This window comes from Bradyrhizobium sp. AUGA SZCCT0283 (genome assembly GCF_018130385.1).
Taxonomy (GTDB): domain Bacteria; phylum Pseudomonadota; class Alphaproteobacteria; order Rhizobiales; family Xanthobacteraceae; genus Bradyrhizobium.
In genome coordinates, this window is sequence record NZ_JAFCLU010000003.1 from 225,937 (window position 1) to 241,081 (window position 15,145).

Genomic DNA, 15,145 nt, shown 5'->3' on the forward strand with positions numbered 1-15,145 from the left:
ATGTCCGAACTGATGGGAGACGTGGTCTGGTCTAACGGGAACCGTTATAGAAGGTTCCATTGCGCATAAACACCGCAATTTGGCAAGAACGCCTAAGGTTCTGGGTAACGCCCCTCCGCGTCCAGCGTATGACGGATATGGCGCCCACGCGGTTTTGGCGCGATGAGGGAACGAAATGAGCATCGAGATCGACGTCCTGAACGGGGACGCATCATGGCCACGGGCAGAGGCGCTGATGCAGGCGGTCTGGCCGGCTCATGTGGTCGAAAAGTTGTCGTGGGGCCACATCAAATGGGCCCAGGCCGACCTGCGCGTGCTCATCGACGCACCGGAGGACGCCGCCGAGCCGAGTCTCGCCTGCCATGTCGGCATCTACTTCCGTGATGCCATTTGGGACGGGCGCAAGGTTCATATCGGCGGCATCGGCGGCGTTTCGACGCGCCAGGATTGCCGGGGACGCGGCTACGCCACGCTGGCGCTGAACGCCGCTGTCCAGACCCTGCGCGATCACGAGGCGGTGCGCTTTGCGATGCTGTTCTGCGAGCCGCACAATGAAGCGTTCTATCAGGCGCGCGGCTGGCATCGCTTCCAGGGCGAGGTCTATGCCGAGCAGCCGGAGGGACGGATTCGCTTCGAGGCGATGGCGCCGTTCGTGCTCGATTTCACCCGCAAGCCGCGCGACGGAATTATCGACCTATGCGGCCTGCCGTGGTGACCCCTGCACCGGGCGCGGGTGGCTTGCAGCGGCTCCGGCGCATAATATGTCATCCATAATTTATTCGATTTGGATGACGTGACGCATGACCATGGACGCCCCGCTCGACATGCGCCCCACCGCCGCGGTTCCGCCCATGCCGGCCAACGGCCTGCTCACCTCGCCGATCCTGCCGACGCTGCTGAAGCTCACGCTGCCCAATGCGATCGCCATGGTGGGCACGACGCTGGTTGCCGTCGCCGAGACTTCCTATATCGGCCGGCTCGGCACCGAGCCGCTCGCCGGCATCGCGCTGGTGTTTCCCTTCGTCATGCTGACGCAGATGATGTCGGCGGGCGCGATGGGCGGCGGCGTCTCCTCCGCCATCAGCCGGGCGATCGGCGCGGGGAATCGCGACCGCGCGGCGACGCTGGCGCTGCATGCCGCGATGATCGGCGCCTGCGCCGGAATCTTTTTCACCGTGACGATGCTGATGTTCGGCCGCGCGTTCTACACGCTGCTCGGCGGGCGCGGCGGCGTGCTCGAGCAGGCCATGCAATATTCGCACGTGCTGTTCTCCGGCGCGATGGCGATCTGGCTGGTCAACACGCTGGCCTCGGTGGTGCGCGGCACCGGCGACATGCGGATTCCATCGGTGACGCTGATCGGCACCGCGCTGGTGCAGGTCGCGGTCGGCGGCACGCTCGGCCTCGGGCTGTTCGGCCTGCCGAAATTCGGCATGAGCGGCGTCGCCGCGGGCCAGTTCACCGCTTTCACGCTCGGTGCGATCTTCCTGGCCTGGCATCTGGTCAGCGGCCGCAGCCGGCTGACCCTGAACTTCAAGGGCTTCAGATTTCAGCGCGACATGTTCTTCGACATTCTGAGGGTCGGCGCAGTGGCCTGCCTGTCGCCGCTGCAGACCGTGCTGACGGTGCTGATCTTCACCAAAATCCTGGCCGGCTACGGCACGGAGACATTGGCCGGCTATGGCATGGGCTCGCGGCTGGAATTCTTGCTGACGCCGATCGCATTCGCCTTCGGCGTGGCATCGGTGCCGATGGTCGGCATGGCGATGGGCGCGGGTCTCGTGACGCGCGCGCGGCAGGTGGCGTGGACCGCGGGCACAGCTGCCGGCATCACCGTGGGCGCCATCGGATTGATCGTCGCCGTGATGCCGTCGCTCTGGGTTTCGATGTTTACGAGCGATCCCGGCGTCACCGCCGCGGCGTCCTCCTATCTCGTCTGGGCAGGCCCGGCGTTCGCGTTTTTCGGGATGGGCGCCTGCCTCTATTTCTCGTCGCAAGGGGCAGCGAAGGTCGGCGGCCCCGTGATGGCCGGCACCGCGCGATTGCTGATCGTCGGCGGCGGCGGCTGGTGGCTGGCGTCAGCGGGCGCGCCGGCATGGACATTGTTCGCGCTGGTAGGCCTCGCGATGGTCGTTTACGGCCTCGGGACGGCGCTGTCGATCCGCCTCACCCGCTGGGGCAAATGAACCCCAAGTTGTAAACCGAACTTAATGTGACATTGCACGAATCTGATTTGTTGCTATGCAAGCCTGCTTTTTCGAAGGAATGATTCATGGCTTGCAGAACAGCTTTCATCATCGCGACCGCGGCGGCCTTGCTCGCCGCCCCGTCGGCTCGCGCGCAGGGTACCGGCGAGCCGACCGGCGTCTGGCTGACCCAGGCCGGCGATGCGCGGGTGAAGGTCAGCAAATGCGGTGGCGGCATCTGCGGCGTGATCGTCGGCCTCAAAGACCCGATCGATCCCGCCACCGGCAAGCCCCAGGTCGATGACAAGAATCCCAATCCGACGCTGAAGAAGCGGCCGATGATCGGCCTGCCGCTGTTCAGCAGCATGCAGTCCACCGCGCCCAATAAATGGTCGGGCCAGATCTATAACGCCGATGACGGCTCCAGCTACGCCAGCAGTGTCTCGGTGGCGGGCCCGGATACGCTCAAGGTCGAAGGCTGCGTCGGCGCGCTCTGCGGCGGCGAGACCTGGACGCGGGTGGGGCGGTAGCGCGGGACTGCGTAGGGGGGCAAAGCGCAGCGTGCCCACCATTTCAAGCAACGATCTGGAGAGATGGTGGGCACGCATCGCTTTGCCCACCCGAATTACTACGAATTACGCCGCCATCGCCTTGAGCGCGGTCGCAGCCGAGGCGTAGCCGCCGCGGGCGCCGTCGATGAAGTGGACGTGATCGCTGCGCATCACCGACGGCGTGAAGCAGGTCATCATCGCCGCGTCCTGCCGGTGCAGGCCGTAGCGCACGATCCTCGCTGAAGCCGCCTTCGCCAGAAGCTCCGCCAGCGCGCGCTCCAGCTCCTCCGTGCAATCGAGGATCATGCGCAGGCCGTCGTCATATTTGCGGAAGTCGGAATTCTCCACCACCTGCTGCACGTAGTTCTTCGGCACGAAATTGCCTATCCTGATGCCGAAGCGCATCACGACATAGGCCCATAGCGTGACCGCGAGCACGACGGTGCGCCGCTTCAACAGCGGCCCGCCGCGCGCGGCGCGCGCTTCATACTCGACGCCGGCCGGCGGCCAGCGCAGCGGCGGCCCGCCCGGCGGCACCGGCCGCCCGGCATCCGGAGACTGCTCGACCAGCCTGATGATGTCCTCAATCACCTTGCGGAAACGATGCGGATCGGCGTCCCTGGCCGGCACCACCAGCACCGACAGGATGAGCCCGCGCGTGGAGGGAATTTCCTCGAACCGGCACGACAGGCCGGACAGGTCGGGTTGCGTACCAGGTGCAGCCGCCGGCACCGCAAACTCGCCGCGCTTCATCGCGGCATCCGCCCACCCCAAACCGCCGCCCGAAAACATCGCATAGGACAGATTGGCCGACGGGCCGAAACGGGCGACCCTGATATCGAGGCCCTGCGCGCGGATATCCCTGACCGGCACCAGCGCCACCCGCATCGCCAGATCGAGATCTTCGCGGACCCATGAAGCCGTCGCCGCCAGCGCGTCGCGGGCGCGCGCGAGGTCTGAGGGCGACACCGCGAAGCTCGCGCCATCGCCGCCGAACACGAACGGAAATTCGCGCCCGTCCAGCGCGTTGGTGATGGCCGCGATCACGGCGGCGCCGGCCATGTTGACCGCCTTGTAGCGCTGGTTCGCGATCGCTTTGGTCGATTCCACGATGTCGGCGACGCCGACGGTCCAGTCGTCCGGCAGCGGCGAATACATCGCCGGGTCCATCAGGCTGCCAAAGCCGCGAAAGACCGGGATCGAGCCGTAGAAAATGTCGGTGCCGTCAGGCGTCGTCATGGCGATGAGGGCCCCCGGTTCTCAAATCTGTCCTAGCAGATACGGCCGATTTTGGAATCCGGTTCAGGCGTGCGGCTGAACGTCCTACCCCTTCGCGATCCCGCGCAGCACGAGCTGGTTCAGCCGGTTGGCAAACGCCGCCGGATCTTCCGGCAACTCGCCATCGAGGATCTGCGCCTGCTCCAACAGCAGGAACGACAGGTCCTTGGCCGCATCCTTGTCGCCGGTGATCGCCGCGACCAGGGGATGGCGCATGTTGATCTCCAGGATCGGCTTGGTGGTGGGCGCCCTGTTCTGCATCGCCAAGAGGCGTTCGAGCATGCGGTCATGCGCGTCGCCGCCGGCGACCAGGCATGACGCGCTCGAGGTCAGCCGCTGCGAGGCGCGCACGTCGGAGACGCGCTCGCCGAGCGCGTCCTTGATCAGCGCAATCGTCGTGGCCTCATCTGCGCCGGCCTCGTCCTTCTTGTCCTCGGCCTTGTCATCCAGCAGCGGGATCAGGGCGAAATCGATATCGCCCTGGCTCAGCGACTTCAGCGGCTTGCCGCCGAAATCGAGCGACGCCGAGGTCCAGAAGGCGTCGACCGGATCGGTCAGCAGCAGCACCTCGATGCCGCGGGCGGTCGCGGATTCCAGCTTCGGGTTCGCCTTCAACCGTTCGATGCTGTCACCGGTGAGATAATAGATGTCGGTCTGGTTCGGCTTGAGGTCCTCGACATATTGCTTGAGCGAGCGCTTCTCGCCCGTCGTCGTGGTGAAGCGCGACAAGCCTAACAATTTCTCGCGGCGCTCAAAATCCTCCCAGATGCCTTCCTTGATCACGGGACCGAACGCGTCCCAGATTTTGGCGAACGCCTCCGGCTCCTTCTCGCCGAGGCTTTCCAGCTCCGATATCACGCGGCCGGTGACGGCTTTGCGGATCTGCGTGAGTTGCGGGTTGTTCTGCAGCATCTCTCTGGAGATGTTGAGCGGCAGATCCTCGCTGTCGATCACGCCGCGGACGAAGCGCAAGTAGACCGGCAAGATATCGGCGTCGTCGGCAATGAAGACGCGGCGGACATAGAGCTTGACCTTGCCCTTGCGTGCCTGGTCGAACAGGTCGAAAGGTTTCGTCGACGGCGCGAACAGCAGCACCGCATAGGACTGCCGGCCCTCGGCCCGATAATGCAGCGTCATCGCCGGCTCGTCGAAGGCGCCGGCGATCTGTTGATAGGCCTGCTTGTAGTCCTCCGGCGAGAGTTCCGATTTTGGCCGCTGCCACAGCGCGCTCGCCGAATTGATCTGGCGCGGCTCGCCCTCCTCTGGCACGAGCTCGATCGGAAACTGGATGTTGTCGGACCAGGCGCGGACGATCCGCTCGATCTCGTGCGTCTCCAGATACTTCGCCGCACTCTCCTTCAGATGCAGGACGATCTCGGTGCCGCGCGTGATGCGGGCGGCGTCCTCCTCGCTGGCCGGCGCAATTTCAAACCCGCTGCCGCCCGAGGACGACCAGACAAAAACCTGATCGGAGCCGGCGCGGCGGCTGGTGACCACGATGCGCTCGGCAACCATGAACGCCGCATAGAAGCCGACCCCGAACTGGCCGATCAGATTGGTGCCGTCCTTGGCCTCGGTGAGGCGGGAGAGAAAGGACTTTGTGCCGGATCGTGCGATGGTGCCGAGATTATCGATCAGCTCCTGCCGGTCCATGCCGAGGCCGCTGTCGACGACGGAAAGCGTATTGGCCTTCTTGTTCGGCACGATGCGGATTTTGGGCGGCGCACCGTCGGCGATCAGATCCGGCGCCGATATCGCCTCATAGCGCAGCTTGTCGCAGGCATCCGATGCGTTCGAAATCAGCTCGCGCAGGAAGATGTCGGTCTCTGAATAGACCGAGTGCACCATCAGGTTCAGAAGTTCGGCGACCTCGGCCTGGAACGGCTGGGATTCGGGGGCAGTGGTGGTGGTCATGCGGGGCTCGCAGGGAACAGGGCAAAAGCAAAGCCCTGATATAGCGATACCATCCGGGGTGGCAAGATTTAGCCGCGCTGCAACCCCGTATCGTCCCCCTCACCGCTCGACGAAGGCGCGCTGGAACTGATCCAGGATCGGTTTGAACAGATAGCTCAGCATGGTCCGGCTGCCGGTCTGCATGAACACTTCCGCGGGCATGCCCGAGGAGAGCTGCAGCCCGGCCAGCCGCCGGCGCTCTTCTTCCGGCAGCATGATCCGGACCGTGAAATAGGACGTGCTGGTCTGCTGGTCGCGGGTCGTGTCGGGCGAGACATACGACACCTGACCGATCAACTGCGGCGTCACCCGCTGGTTGAAGGCCGAGAAGCGGACAAAAGCCTGCTGGCCTTTGCGCACCTGGTCGATGTCATTCGGCTGCAACCGCGCCTCGATCTGCAGATCATCGGAATCCGGCACCACTTCCATGATGGCGTCGCCGGCGCGAATGACGCCGCCGATGGTGTGCGCGTTCAGCTGATGGATCACACCCGACGTCGGCGCGCGCATCTCGATGCGCTCGAGGATGTCGCGCGCTGAGACGCTTCGTTCGCTGAGTTCGGCTTCCTTGCCCTGCGCCTCGCCGAGTTCCTTGACAACTTCCGTCCGCACGTCCTGGTCGAGCCTGACTGTCTGAAGCTTCGCCTCGTCGACCTTGGTTCTGGTCTCGGCGATCGTGGAGATCAACTGGCCGCGTTCGCCTTCGATTCTGGCGCTCTCGCGCTGCAAGGCCGTGAGCCGCGCCAGCGGCACCAGACGCTTGTCGAACAGCTCCTGCACGCCCGTGAGCTCGCCCGTGATCAGGTCCAGTTGCTTGGCCTTGGCCGCGACCTGGGCCTCAAGGCCGACGATCTCCTCGCCGAGTTGCGATACCTTGCTCTTGAGCAGCTCCTTCTGACTCTCGCGGGCCGTCACCCGCGCCCTGAACAGCGACGCCTCCGATGCAAGCAACGTCTTGACATTGTTGTCATCCAGCCGGGCCGACATTTCCGGCGGAATCGCCGGCCGCGGCAGACCGTCGCGCTCGGCGACCAGCCGCGCGATCTTCGCCCGCACTTCGTCGAGCTGCTTGCTGACCACCTGAAGGCTGGCTTGCGCCTGCGTCGAGTCCAGCCGCAGCAGCAGATCGCCGGCGTTGACCCGCATGCCGTTATGGACCGGGATCTGCGCGACCACGCCGCCGGTCGGATGCTGGATGGTCTTGACGTTGGACTGCACCACCAGATTGCCCGGCACCACGACGGCGCCCGACAACGGCACCAGCGTCATCCAGCCGCCTGCCACCCCGCCGACAACGAGCAGCGCCCGCAGGCCGGTGCGTAATTCACCCTCAAAGGCGCGCGCCGCCCGCAGCACGATGCTTTCGCCCGGCGCGCCCGCCACATCCGCCGATCCATTGCGATTGGCAAGGAATGCGACGCCAGCGGTCAGGCCATTGCGGACGACCGCCGTCACGGAACGATCGCGCGGCACCGGGCCCGCCGGGCTCGGCGGCGCCAATTGGGGAGCCTCGATGCGAGGCGACAGCCGTGTATCGTCGATCGGCAGAACCTCCGGCCGCGACCTCGGCATGTTCATGAGCGACGGATCGTCGGGCGCGATGATCGGACCGCGCGCCTGCCGTTCATTCTGCCAAGAATTGTTTGCCGAAGCATTGCCTGCCGGGCCGCGCGCGCTGCCCGCCGGCGGCGGCGGCATGAACTGCGGCTCACGCGTGATGCGTCCGCCACGTGGCGCCGGAGGCTCGGGATCGAGAACCTCGGACTGGGATCCAAAGGGGCCAAGCCAATCCAGCACCCGTCCCATCTTGCCTTTCTTTTTCGACCGCTTCGGCCGGACCTGGCGCGAACGCCGCGCGCCCTGACGTGGTTCGTCATTCGCCGGGCGGCGAAGCGGCGGCCGCTGGTCCTGCAGATTGTCCTGCTCGAAGGCCTGCCGCAATCGCTGCAGTTCGAGGATCAGCGCCTGGCCCTGCGGCGCCGCGATCTCGTCATCCGTTCCCCCGATCCGGCGTCGCGCAGCTCTTTCATCGGCATGCACGTGATCAAAACCCTTCATGATGAAACACTTTCGGCAAGTGATGCGCGCTGTTCCGCCTTGGCCTGCGGCGGGGACTGCGGCGATCCCGGCACCCCCTTGCCGCCGGCGTTGCGGACGCGCGCGAATACTTCTGCGCTCGGGCCGAACGCGATCGCCTTGCCTTCGTAGAGCACCATCGTCATATCCAGCGCGGAGAGCGCGCTCGGGCGATGCGAGATGACGACGACGATGGATTTGTTCTGGCGCATGATTCCGATGGCGCGCGTCAAGGCGTTCTCGCCGTCGGCATCCAGATTGGCGTTGGGCTCATCGAGCACCAACAGGAAGGGATCGCCGAACACCGCCCGCGCCAGGCCAACCCGCTGCTTCTGTCCGGCCGACAGCGACATGCCGCCCTGCCCTATTCGCGTCGCATAGCCCTCCGGCAGGCGCAGGATGATGTCGTGGACACCGGCGATCTGCGCAGCCTTCAGGATGGCGTCCGAGCTCGCGTCTTCGTCGAAGCGACAGATGTTCTCCGCCACGGTGCCATCGAACAGGCCGACATCCTGCGGGAGATAGCCGATGTGCCGGCCGAGATCCGCGTTGCGCCATTGATCGAGCGCCGCGCCGTCGAGCCGCACGGCGCCCCGATGCGCCGGCCAGATCCCCACCAGCGCCTTCGAGAGCGAGGTCTTGCCCGACGCACTCGCGCCCAATAGCGCCAGCCCTGAGCCGGCCTTGAGCGAAAACGTGACACCGGACACGATCGGCATGTCGAAGCCTGGTGCGGCCACCGCGAGATTCTGTACGGACAATTCGCGGCACGGGCGCGGCAGCATCACCGGCGGCGCCGGAGGCTGCGCGGTCGCCTTGCAGATGTCACGCAGGCGCGTGAGGCCCTGACGGGCGGCGGCCAGTTGCTTCCAGGTGCCGAGCGCGATTTCAACCGGCGCGAGCGCGCGCCCCATCAGGATCGAGGACGCGATCATGATGCCGCCCGACGCCTTGTCGGCGACGACGAGATAGGCGCCCATGCCCAGCATTCCCGATTGCAGGATGTAGCGCAGCACCTTCGCGCTCGAGCCGAGATTGGCATAGACGTCGGTCGCGCGGATGTTTTCCTGCAGGTACCGCTCGTTGGCTTCCGACCAGCGCGCCGTCAGCCGATCGGTCATGCCGAGCGCCCGAACGATTTCCGCGTTGCGCTGCGTCGCATCCGCCAGCACCTGCCGCTGCGCGTTCAAGTCCATCGCCGCCTTGGTCGCGCCGCGCGAAATCCGCTCGGTCACCAATGTCATGGCAATGATCGCCGCGGTGCCGAGCAGCGCCGTGAAGCCGATCAGCGGGTGAAACAGAAACAGCCCGATCAGAAAGACCGGGATCCACGGCATGTCCAGGAACGCCGTCGGCCCCAGGCCCGACATGAAGGTGCGCACCTGATCGAGATCGCGCAGCGGCTGCTGCATCAGGACCGGCTTCACCCCGCGCAGCGGCAGGGTGGCGAGCGCCGAATGGATCGACCCCTGCAACGCGCCATCGAACAGCGTTGCGATCCGGCAAAGCATCCGCGAGCGCATCGCATCGAAATATCCCTGCACCAGGTAGGCGATCAGCACCATCAAGGACAGGCCGAACAGGGTCGCGAGGTTACGGCTCGGAATCACCCGATCGTACACCTGCAACATATAAAGGGAGCCCGACAGCATCAGGATGTTGATGACGCCGCTGAAGACGGCGACGCCGATCATGCGGCGTGCGCTCGCGCGCATCGCGTTCGCGACGGGATCGTCGGCAGCCAGCGTCGAAAGCAGACCCGAAATTGCGCGGGGCGTCGGCGCCGCCCGCGCCCGGTTCTGTGCCTGCCCCTGAGCGATACCCATTGAACTGCCCTTCGACCCGTCGACCGGGTCTCCCTGCAAGTCTCCTTGACGCGCGATGCAGACCATTTTTCGGCAAGAATGCGACGAATGCCGATTGTTCAAGTTCGCTCGTGGGTAGAACGATGGCAAAGGCCGCTATGTCGCCGATCCCGTGTGCACGCGCCCGAGTAAAATTCCGGCATGGGAGGGCCGGCCTCTCGGATTCGCGCGATGGGCGCCGACAGCGGCTGCAATATCCCTCCTTCGAGCGCGTTCCATTCGCCGTTTTTTGGCGCGGCGCGCGTCACGGATTCGTCCGTCTATCACCTTGCTTCGGCGCTCAATGGTCGCTGTGTCGGCCGAATGACGCCACGAAGCTAACTGATCCTTCACCATGCGCCCATCCTGCTCCCCGGCGGATGCGTGCGCCCACACATCATAAACTTCACCAGATAACAGGGGACGAACAATGGCTCGTTTCACGCACAAGGGACATCACCACCACGTTGTTCTCGATCCGCCAGTCGACGAGACCCCGAGCCCGCCGGTCGTCCCGACTCCTCCGTCCACGACACCACCGGAAGAAACGCCTCCGCCCACTGAGACACCCTCACCGTCCACCGCTCCGACCTTCTCCGAGCTCGGCGCCACCTTCAACGACGCCACCCGGGCGCTGGTCGGCGGCCTATGGCAAAACGCGGTTGAGGAAGGCGGTCAGGGGCTTGGCAGCGTCGGCCGCTATACGAACGATCTCACCGCGGTGCAGAACGGCCTGCTGGCGGAGGTCAACGCGGGGCAGTTTTCCGGCGCCACGCTCGGCCATGTTCAGGCGATCCTGTCCGACATCACCACCGCGATTTCGGCGGCCAATGCCTCGGTGAACGGCGGCGGCACGTTCGGCAGCGTGGCCAACGCGGAACAAGCGCTCCGCGCCAGCCATCTCGACATCATCAATATCGTCAAGACCGATCCTGCACTGAGCAACCTGGCGACGCAGAACGACGCAAACGGATTTGCGGCGACGCCTGCGCCGCTGGCCGACGGGACCACCGCCGCCAACGCACCCCACGCCAATCTTGCGGAGATCGGCGCGATTTTCAACGACGCAGCCAGCCTGATCCTTGGAGGCGTCAATGCCGACAACAAGACGCAGATCACCGATGACATCAATGCCGTCATCACCGACATGGAGGCGTTGATCACCGACAATCCGCTGTTGTTCGGCGGGCTGACCGGCGTCCATGCCGACGCCATCGTGCGTCAGCTCGAGCTCGAACTGACCTATGTCAACCAGGCTGGTGTGAGTCCCGATGCAGGACGCGCCAGCAACGACAACATCTTGGACATTATCGACATCGTTCAGGGCGATACCAATCTGGCGAACATGGCGTCGCAGGGCGGTATCAACGGTTTCTCGCCGTTTCCGGATGCCCTCAACCCGACACCGAAGTACATCGACAACGAGGCGCAGACGAATTTCTGGGCCAATTTCATCGCCCAGTCCAATTCGCTTGGGAAGCAGGCCATGGACCTCGTGGGCAGCGGCGACACCCAGGCCATTGCCACGCTGATTGCTGATCTCAGGACATTCGAGAAGAACGTCACCGACTTCGACGCCGCCCAGGGCGGCATCTTCGAGGCGCGGTTCGACAACGAATTGCTTGGCGCGACCAGTACGCTCGGCGCCGAGGTCGACGCGATGATCAAGGGCTTGCAGACCGGCAACGCGGCCCTGGTTGCCGCTGCTGCGGATCAGATGCACGCCAATTCGGCCGATGTTGGCGGCAACAATATCCCGGTCACCGGCGGCACCTACAACCCCGACGGCTTGACGGTCGCCGAGGTGCTTGGGACAGCGGTCGCAGCAGCGCCTGTGGCCGAAACGCCGGCTGTCACGGCCGCAGCGGCTGCCCCGGACGTGCAACCCGTCGCGGCCCCTACCGTCAGTGTCGAGCAGACAGCGCTTGCGACTGCTGACGTCGGCGGCGACGGCGTGGACCATGCCCATTCCGGCATGCCCGAATTGGCACATCATTTACATCACACGTGGGGATAGCGGCGCGGCGCGGCCTCCAGCCGTCCCCGATGTTCCGGGGAGGCTGGAGGCCGATATATCGAGTCAAGCACGCGTTCGCCGGTCCGGCTCACGCAGCGGGCGCACCGGAGGGCTTTTCGCCGGCCTGGGCCCGCAAAGGACGATCTTTGGACGATGGCCTCAGCAACGGCTTTGGGGACCATCATCGGTACGGCAGCGACATCGGCGGTTGGTGGAATCGGCGCGGTTGCTGCTGCGGAAGTGAAGTAGCGGGGCGTATGCGTGAGGCAGCGTAAGACGGACTATGGGACCATCATTCTACACTGGACGTTCGTCGCGGCATTCGCCGTTGCGCTCGTTACCGGTTTACGCATTGCGACCGAAACGCCCGACCGAACCTGGATCAACTGGTTCGACGCCGTGCTGCCGCGCGACAGCGTATGGATCGCCCATATGCAGGCCGCGATCGTCCTGGTCGCCGTGGCGATCGGCTACATCGTCTATATGCTCCGCTCCGGCCTCGGCCGCCGCGTCCAGCTCGACAAGGTTCGCCTGCGCGGGTTGTTCCGCCGCGGGAAGGCCAGGCTGAGCGCCGTGATCGCCCTGATGTACTGGATTTTCTTTGTTACGATGTCGGGGCTGTTGGTCAGCGGCGGGCTGCTCTATTTCGGCTTCTACTCCGGCTACGACGTGGCGATGCTGCACTGGGTGGGGACCTGGGTGATCCTCGCCTTTGTCGTCCTGCATGTCTTGACGCAGTTCAAGAGCGGCGGTGCTTCGCAATTGCTGCGCATCTTTCGTCCCGCGCCGTTGCCGGCGCCGCCGCCGCGGCTCGATGCGATCGAGCTACTGGGCCTGCTGGCTGAGCAGTCAGCACGCTTGCCGGAATCCGAAAGTTTCGACGCGCCGCCCGAGGTCTCGTCCCATCCGCTGCAGCCGCGCACGGACACGCGCCACGACCGAACGCGTGAGCCGGATCCGGCGCCGCGATCCAAGACCGGCCCCGCGAGATCGCGAAACCCGACCCTGCAGGCCAATGCGTTCGTCGTGGCGGCCGCCGCAGCGATCACCGGCGCTTCGCTGATCGTAGCTACCGATCGGCTGACGGTCGATAGTGTGCACATTCGCCGCATCAACGCCGCCGATGCACCGATCCTCGACGGCGACACGTCCGATCGGGCCTGGCGCGGCGTCAAGCCGTTCTCGCTCTTGACCGGAGAAGGCGGAAATTTCGACGGCAAGGGAGAAGCCAGGATCGAGATCCGCGCGGTTCACGACGGCACCTACGCGTATTTCCTCTTCACCTGGGAGGATTCGACGCGCTCACTGAAGCACCTGCCGCTCGTCAAGGAGGCCGATGGATGGCACCTGCTTCATTCCGGCTTTCAGCTCGGCGACGAGCATCAATACAACGAAGACAAGTTTTCGGTGCTCCTGACCACGATGGATGTCACGCTGGCCGGCGGCCGAACCTTTCATCCCGGACCGCAGCCGGTGGCCGGCGCGCCGGCCACCATGAGCGGCCGCGGACTGCATTACACGGCAGCCGGCTATGCCGATGTCTGGCAGTGGAAGGCGACGAGCAGTGCAGCCGGATGGATGGACGACGCCCATTTCGGGCCGCCGCTCGATCCGACCCCGATGCAGGCGGCCAACGTCGTTCCGTACAAAGGCGGCTTCGCGCCGGATCCCGGAACGGCAAACTACCGGGACAATTTCGCCGTCGAGGCCGACACGTCAGGCGGTCCGCGCCGCAGCCGCCTGGTCGCCCCGCTGCGCCTGCCCAAAGTCGTCGCCACCACGACCGACGCGCTGGGGGATATCGACCTCGATCCCACCCACGGCGAAAGCGACGGCGCGCGCTGGTTCATGACCGAACAGGATTCGGTGCCCTATTCGACCAGTGTCGACGCCCGCATCCCGACGGGGACCGTGATCCCGGGCGTCGTCCTGGGCGGCGAATTTTCAGGCGATCGCGCCGACGTTCGATGTGCAGCCCGCTGGGCCTCCGGCCTTTGGGCGCTCGAGGTGAGACGCCGGCTCGACACAACAAGCCAGTTTGACGTGCCGATCAGAAGCGGCGTCTTCATGCGGGTCGCCGCTTTCGACCACAGCCAGATCAGACATACACGGCACGTTCGGCCCATTCGTATCGAGGTGGAATAAATGTCCAGGATTTGCAAAGTCACGATCAACGACGAGCCGTTTCTGGCGAATCGCGGCGAGCTTCTGCTCGATTGGGCGTTGATGAACGGCGTCGATCTGCCGCACGATTGCCGCTCGGGAATCTGCGGCGCCTGCCGCGTGCGCCTCGTTGACGGCACGGTGTTCGGCGGCCACAGCCGCGGCGACGACATGATCCATGCCTGCCAGGCCCGAATCGTCTCCGATCTGGAGATTGCGATCGAGGCCGCTCCCGAGCCGGTGGCGTTGTCGGCGGAAGTGGCGCAGACCGTTCAGCTCGCGCCCGATGTGGTGGGCGTCGACATCGAACTGCCGAAGCCGCTCGACTACCTTCCCGGCCAATATTGCAAGCTGCAGTTTCAGGGATTCCCGGCAAGGTCCTACAGCCCGACCTTTCCGCTGGAAGGCGCGCCTCACGATCACCTGCTGCACTTTCACATCCGGAAGGTCACGGACGGGCTGGTATCCTCGGCGCTCGGCCGCGAAATCCGCCCCGGGCACCGCGTCAAGCTGACGGGACCGTACGGCCGCGCCTTTTTCAGGCAAGGCCATGCCGGACGCATCGTGCTCGTTGCCAGCGGCACCGGTTTCGCCCCGATGTGGTCGGTCGCGGTCGCCGCGATCATGGAGCAGCCGCAGCGCGAAATGGTCTTCATCGTGCAGGCCCGCAGCATCCGGTCGCTCTACATGCACGCTGCGCTGTGCCGGCTGGCGCTGTTTCCCAACGTTACGCTGATCCCGATGGTGTCGGAGCCGCAGCAAATCTCGCACGCCATTCAGAGTGGCAGGCCGACCGATCATCTGCCGAAGCTGTCGCCGGACGACGTGGTCTATACCGCGGGCGCGCCTGTCATGACCGATGCGGTGGCGCGGGTTGCAAAGGCCGCGGGCGCCCGGTGCTACACCGACCCCTTCGTGCAGGAGCCGCGGACTGTCGAACAATCCGGCCTGATGTCGCGTCTCACCGGCTGGCTCAACGAGCCGAAAAGCGGGACCATCTCGCCGCAGCCGGCGCGAAAGACGGCGCCGATGCCGCGAGGCGTAGCCGCGGTTGGCGCCGGCAACCGCTAGCCGGCC

The 15,145-nt window shown here is 65.3% G+C and carries 10 protein-coding genes; 6 read left to right on the forward strand and 4 right to left on the reverse strand.

Annotation, left to right across the window (positions count from 1 at the left end):
* The first annotated feature begins 175 nt into the window (after positions 1 to 175).
* The 3 genes from JQ624_RS06600 (at position 176) to JQ624_RS06610 (ending at position 2,716) form a co-directional block, all read left to right on the forward strand.
* Positions 176 to 715, forward strand: a complete 540-nt coding sequence (locus tag JQ624_RS06600; protein WP_212418045.1) for a GNAT family N-acetyltransferase — start codon at positions 176 to 178, stop codon at positions 713 to 715.
* A gap of 85 nt (positions 716 to 800) precedes the next feature.
* Positions 801 to 2,186, forward strand: coding sequence for an MATE family efflux transporter (locus JQ624_RS06605; protein WP_212418046.1), 1,386 nt, complete (start codon positions 801 to 803; stop codon positions 2,184 to 2,186).
* Positions 2,187 to 2,272: 86 nt separating this feature from the next.
* Entirely contained in the window at positions 2,273 to 2,716 is a 444-nt protein-coding gene (locus tag JQ624_RS06610; protein WP_212418047.1) for a DUF2147 domain-containing protein, read from the forward strand.
* Positions 2,717 to 2,821: 105 nt separating this feature from the next.
* Here JQ624_RS06610 and JQ624_RS06615 read toward each other — a convergent pair whose 3' ends face one another.
* The 4 genes from JQ624_RS06615 to JQ624_RS06630 form a co-directional block, all read right to left on the reverse strand.
* Positions 2,822 to 3,976, reverse strand: a complete 1,155-nt coding sequence (locus JQ624_RS06615) for a DUF3095 domain-containing protein (RefSeq protein WP_212418048.1) — start codon at positions 3,974 to 3,976, stop codon at positions 2,822 to 2,824.
* 84 nt (positions 3,977 to 4,060) lie between these two features.
* Positions 4,061 to 5,929: a molecular chaperone HtpG gene (gene htpG, locus JQ624_RS06620; protein WP_212418049.1), complete on the reverse strand. Its 1,869-nt coding sequence runs from the start codon at positions 5,927 to 5,929 to the stop codon at positions 4,061 to 4,063.
* Positions 5,930 to 6,028: 99 nt separating this feature from the next.
* A complete protein-coding gene (locus JQ624_RS06625) occupies positions 6,029 to 8,026 on the reverse strand; it encodes an HlyD family type I secretion periplasmic adaptor subunit (RefSeq protein WP_212418050.1) in 1,998 nt (665 codons plus the stop codon).
* Positions 8,023 to 9,738 carry a type I secretion system permease/ATPase gene (locus JQ624_RS06630; protein ID WP_212418196.1) on the reverse strand — a complete coding sequence of 572 codons (1,716 nt, stop codon included), beginning with the start codon at positions 9,736 to 9,738 and terminating at the stop codon, positions 8,023 to 8,025. The genes JQ624_RS06625 and JQ624_RS06630 overlap by 4 nt, the downstream gene beginning before the upstream one ends.
* Before the next feature lie 580 nt (positions 9,739 to 10,318).
* Here JQ624_RS06630 and JQ624_RS06635 point away from each other — a divergent pair.
* The 3 genes from JQ624_RS06635 (at position 10,319) to JQ624_RS06645 (ending at position 15,139) form a co-directional block, all read left to right on the forward strand.
* Complete coding sequence (locus JQ624_RS06635) at positions 10,319 to 11,905, forward strand: hypothetical protein (RefSeq protein ID WP_212418051.1); 1,587 nt, start codon at positions 10,319 to 10,321, stop codon at positions 11,903 to 11,905.
* 261 nt (positions 11,906 to 12,166) lie between these two features.
* Positions 12,167 to 14,050, forward strand: a complete 1,884-nt coding sequence (locus JQ624_RS38460) for an ethylbenzene dehydrogenase-related protein (RefSeq protein ID WP_212418052.1) — start codon at positions 12,167 to 12,169, stop codon at positions 14,048 to 14,050.
* A complete protein-coding gene (locus JQ624_RS06645) occupies positions 14,051 to 15,139 on the forward strand; it encodes a 2Fe-2S iron-sulfur cluster-binding protein (RefSeq protein WP_212418053.1) in 1,089 nt (362 codons plus the stop codon). It begins immediately after the preceding gene.
* The last annotated feature ends 6 nt before the right edge of the window (positions 15,140 to 15,145 follow it).

Bases quoted from the DNA above. Each gene is read 5' to 3' on its own strand.
- JQ624_RS06630 (WP_212418196.1), bottom strand. From the start codon at position 9,738: ATGATCGGCGTCGCCGTCTTCAGCGGCGTCATCAACATCCTGATGCTG.
- JQ624_RS06610 (WP_212418047.1), top strand. From the start codon at position 2,273: ATGGCTTGCAGAACAGCTTTCATCATCGCGACCGCGGCGGCCTTGCTC.
- JQ624_RS06605 (WP_212418046.1), top strand. From the start codon at position 801: ATGACCATGGACGCCCCGCTCGACATGCGCCCCACCGCCGCGGTTCCG.
- htpG (WP_212418049.1), bottom strand. From the start codon at position 5,929: ATGACCACCACCACTGCCCCCGAATCCCAGCCGTTCCAGGCCGAGGTC.
- JQ624_RS06625 (WP_212418050.1), bottom strand. From the start codon at position 8,026: ATGAAGGGTTTTGATCACGTGCATGCCGATGAAAGAGCTGCGCGACGC.
- JQ624_RS06600 (WP_212418045.1), top strand. From the start codon at position 176: ATGAGCATCGAGATCGACGTCCTGAACGGGGACGCATCATGGCCACGG.
- JQ624_RS06615 (WP_212418048.1), bottom strand. From the start codon at position 3,976: ATGACGACGCCTGACGGCACCGACATTTTCTACGGCTCGATCCCGGTC.
- JQ624_RS06645 (WP_212418053.1), top strand. From the start codon at position 14,051: ATGTCCAGGATTTGCAAAGTCACGATCAACGACGAGCCGTTTCTGGCG.
- JQ624_RS06635 (WP_212418051.1), top strand. From the start codon at position 10,319: ATGGCTCGTTTCACGCACAAGGGACATCACCACCACGTTGTTCTCGAT.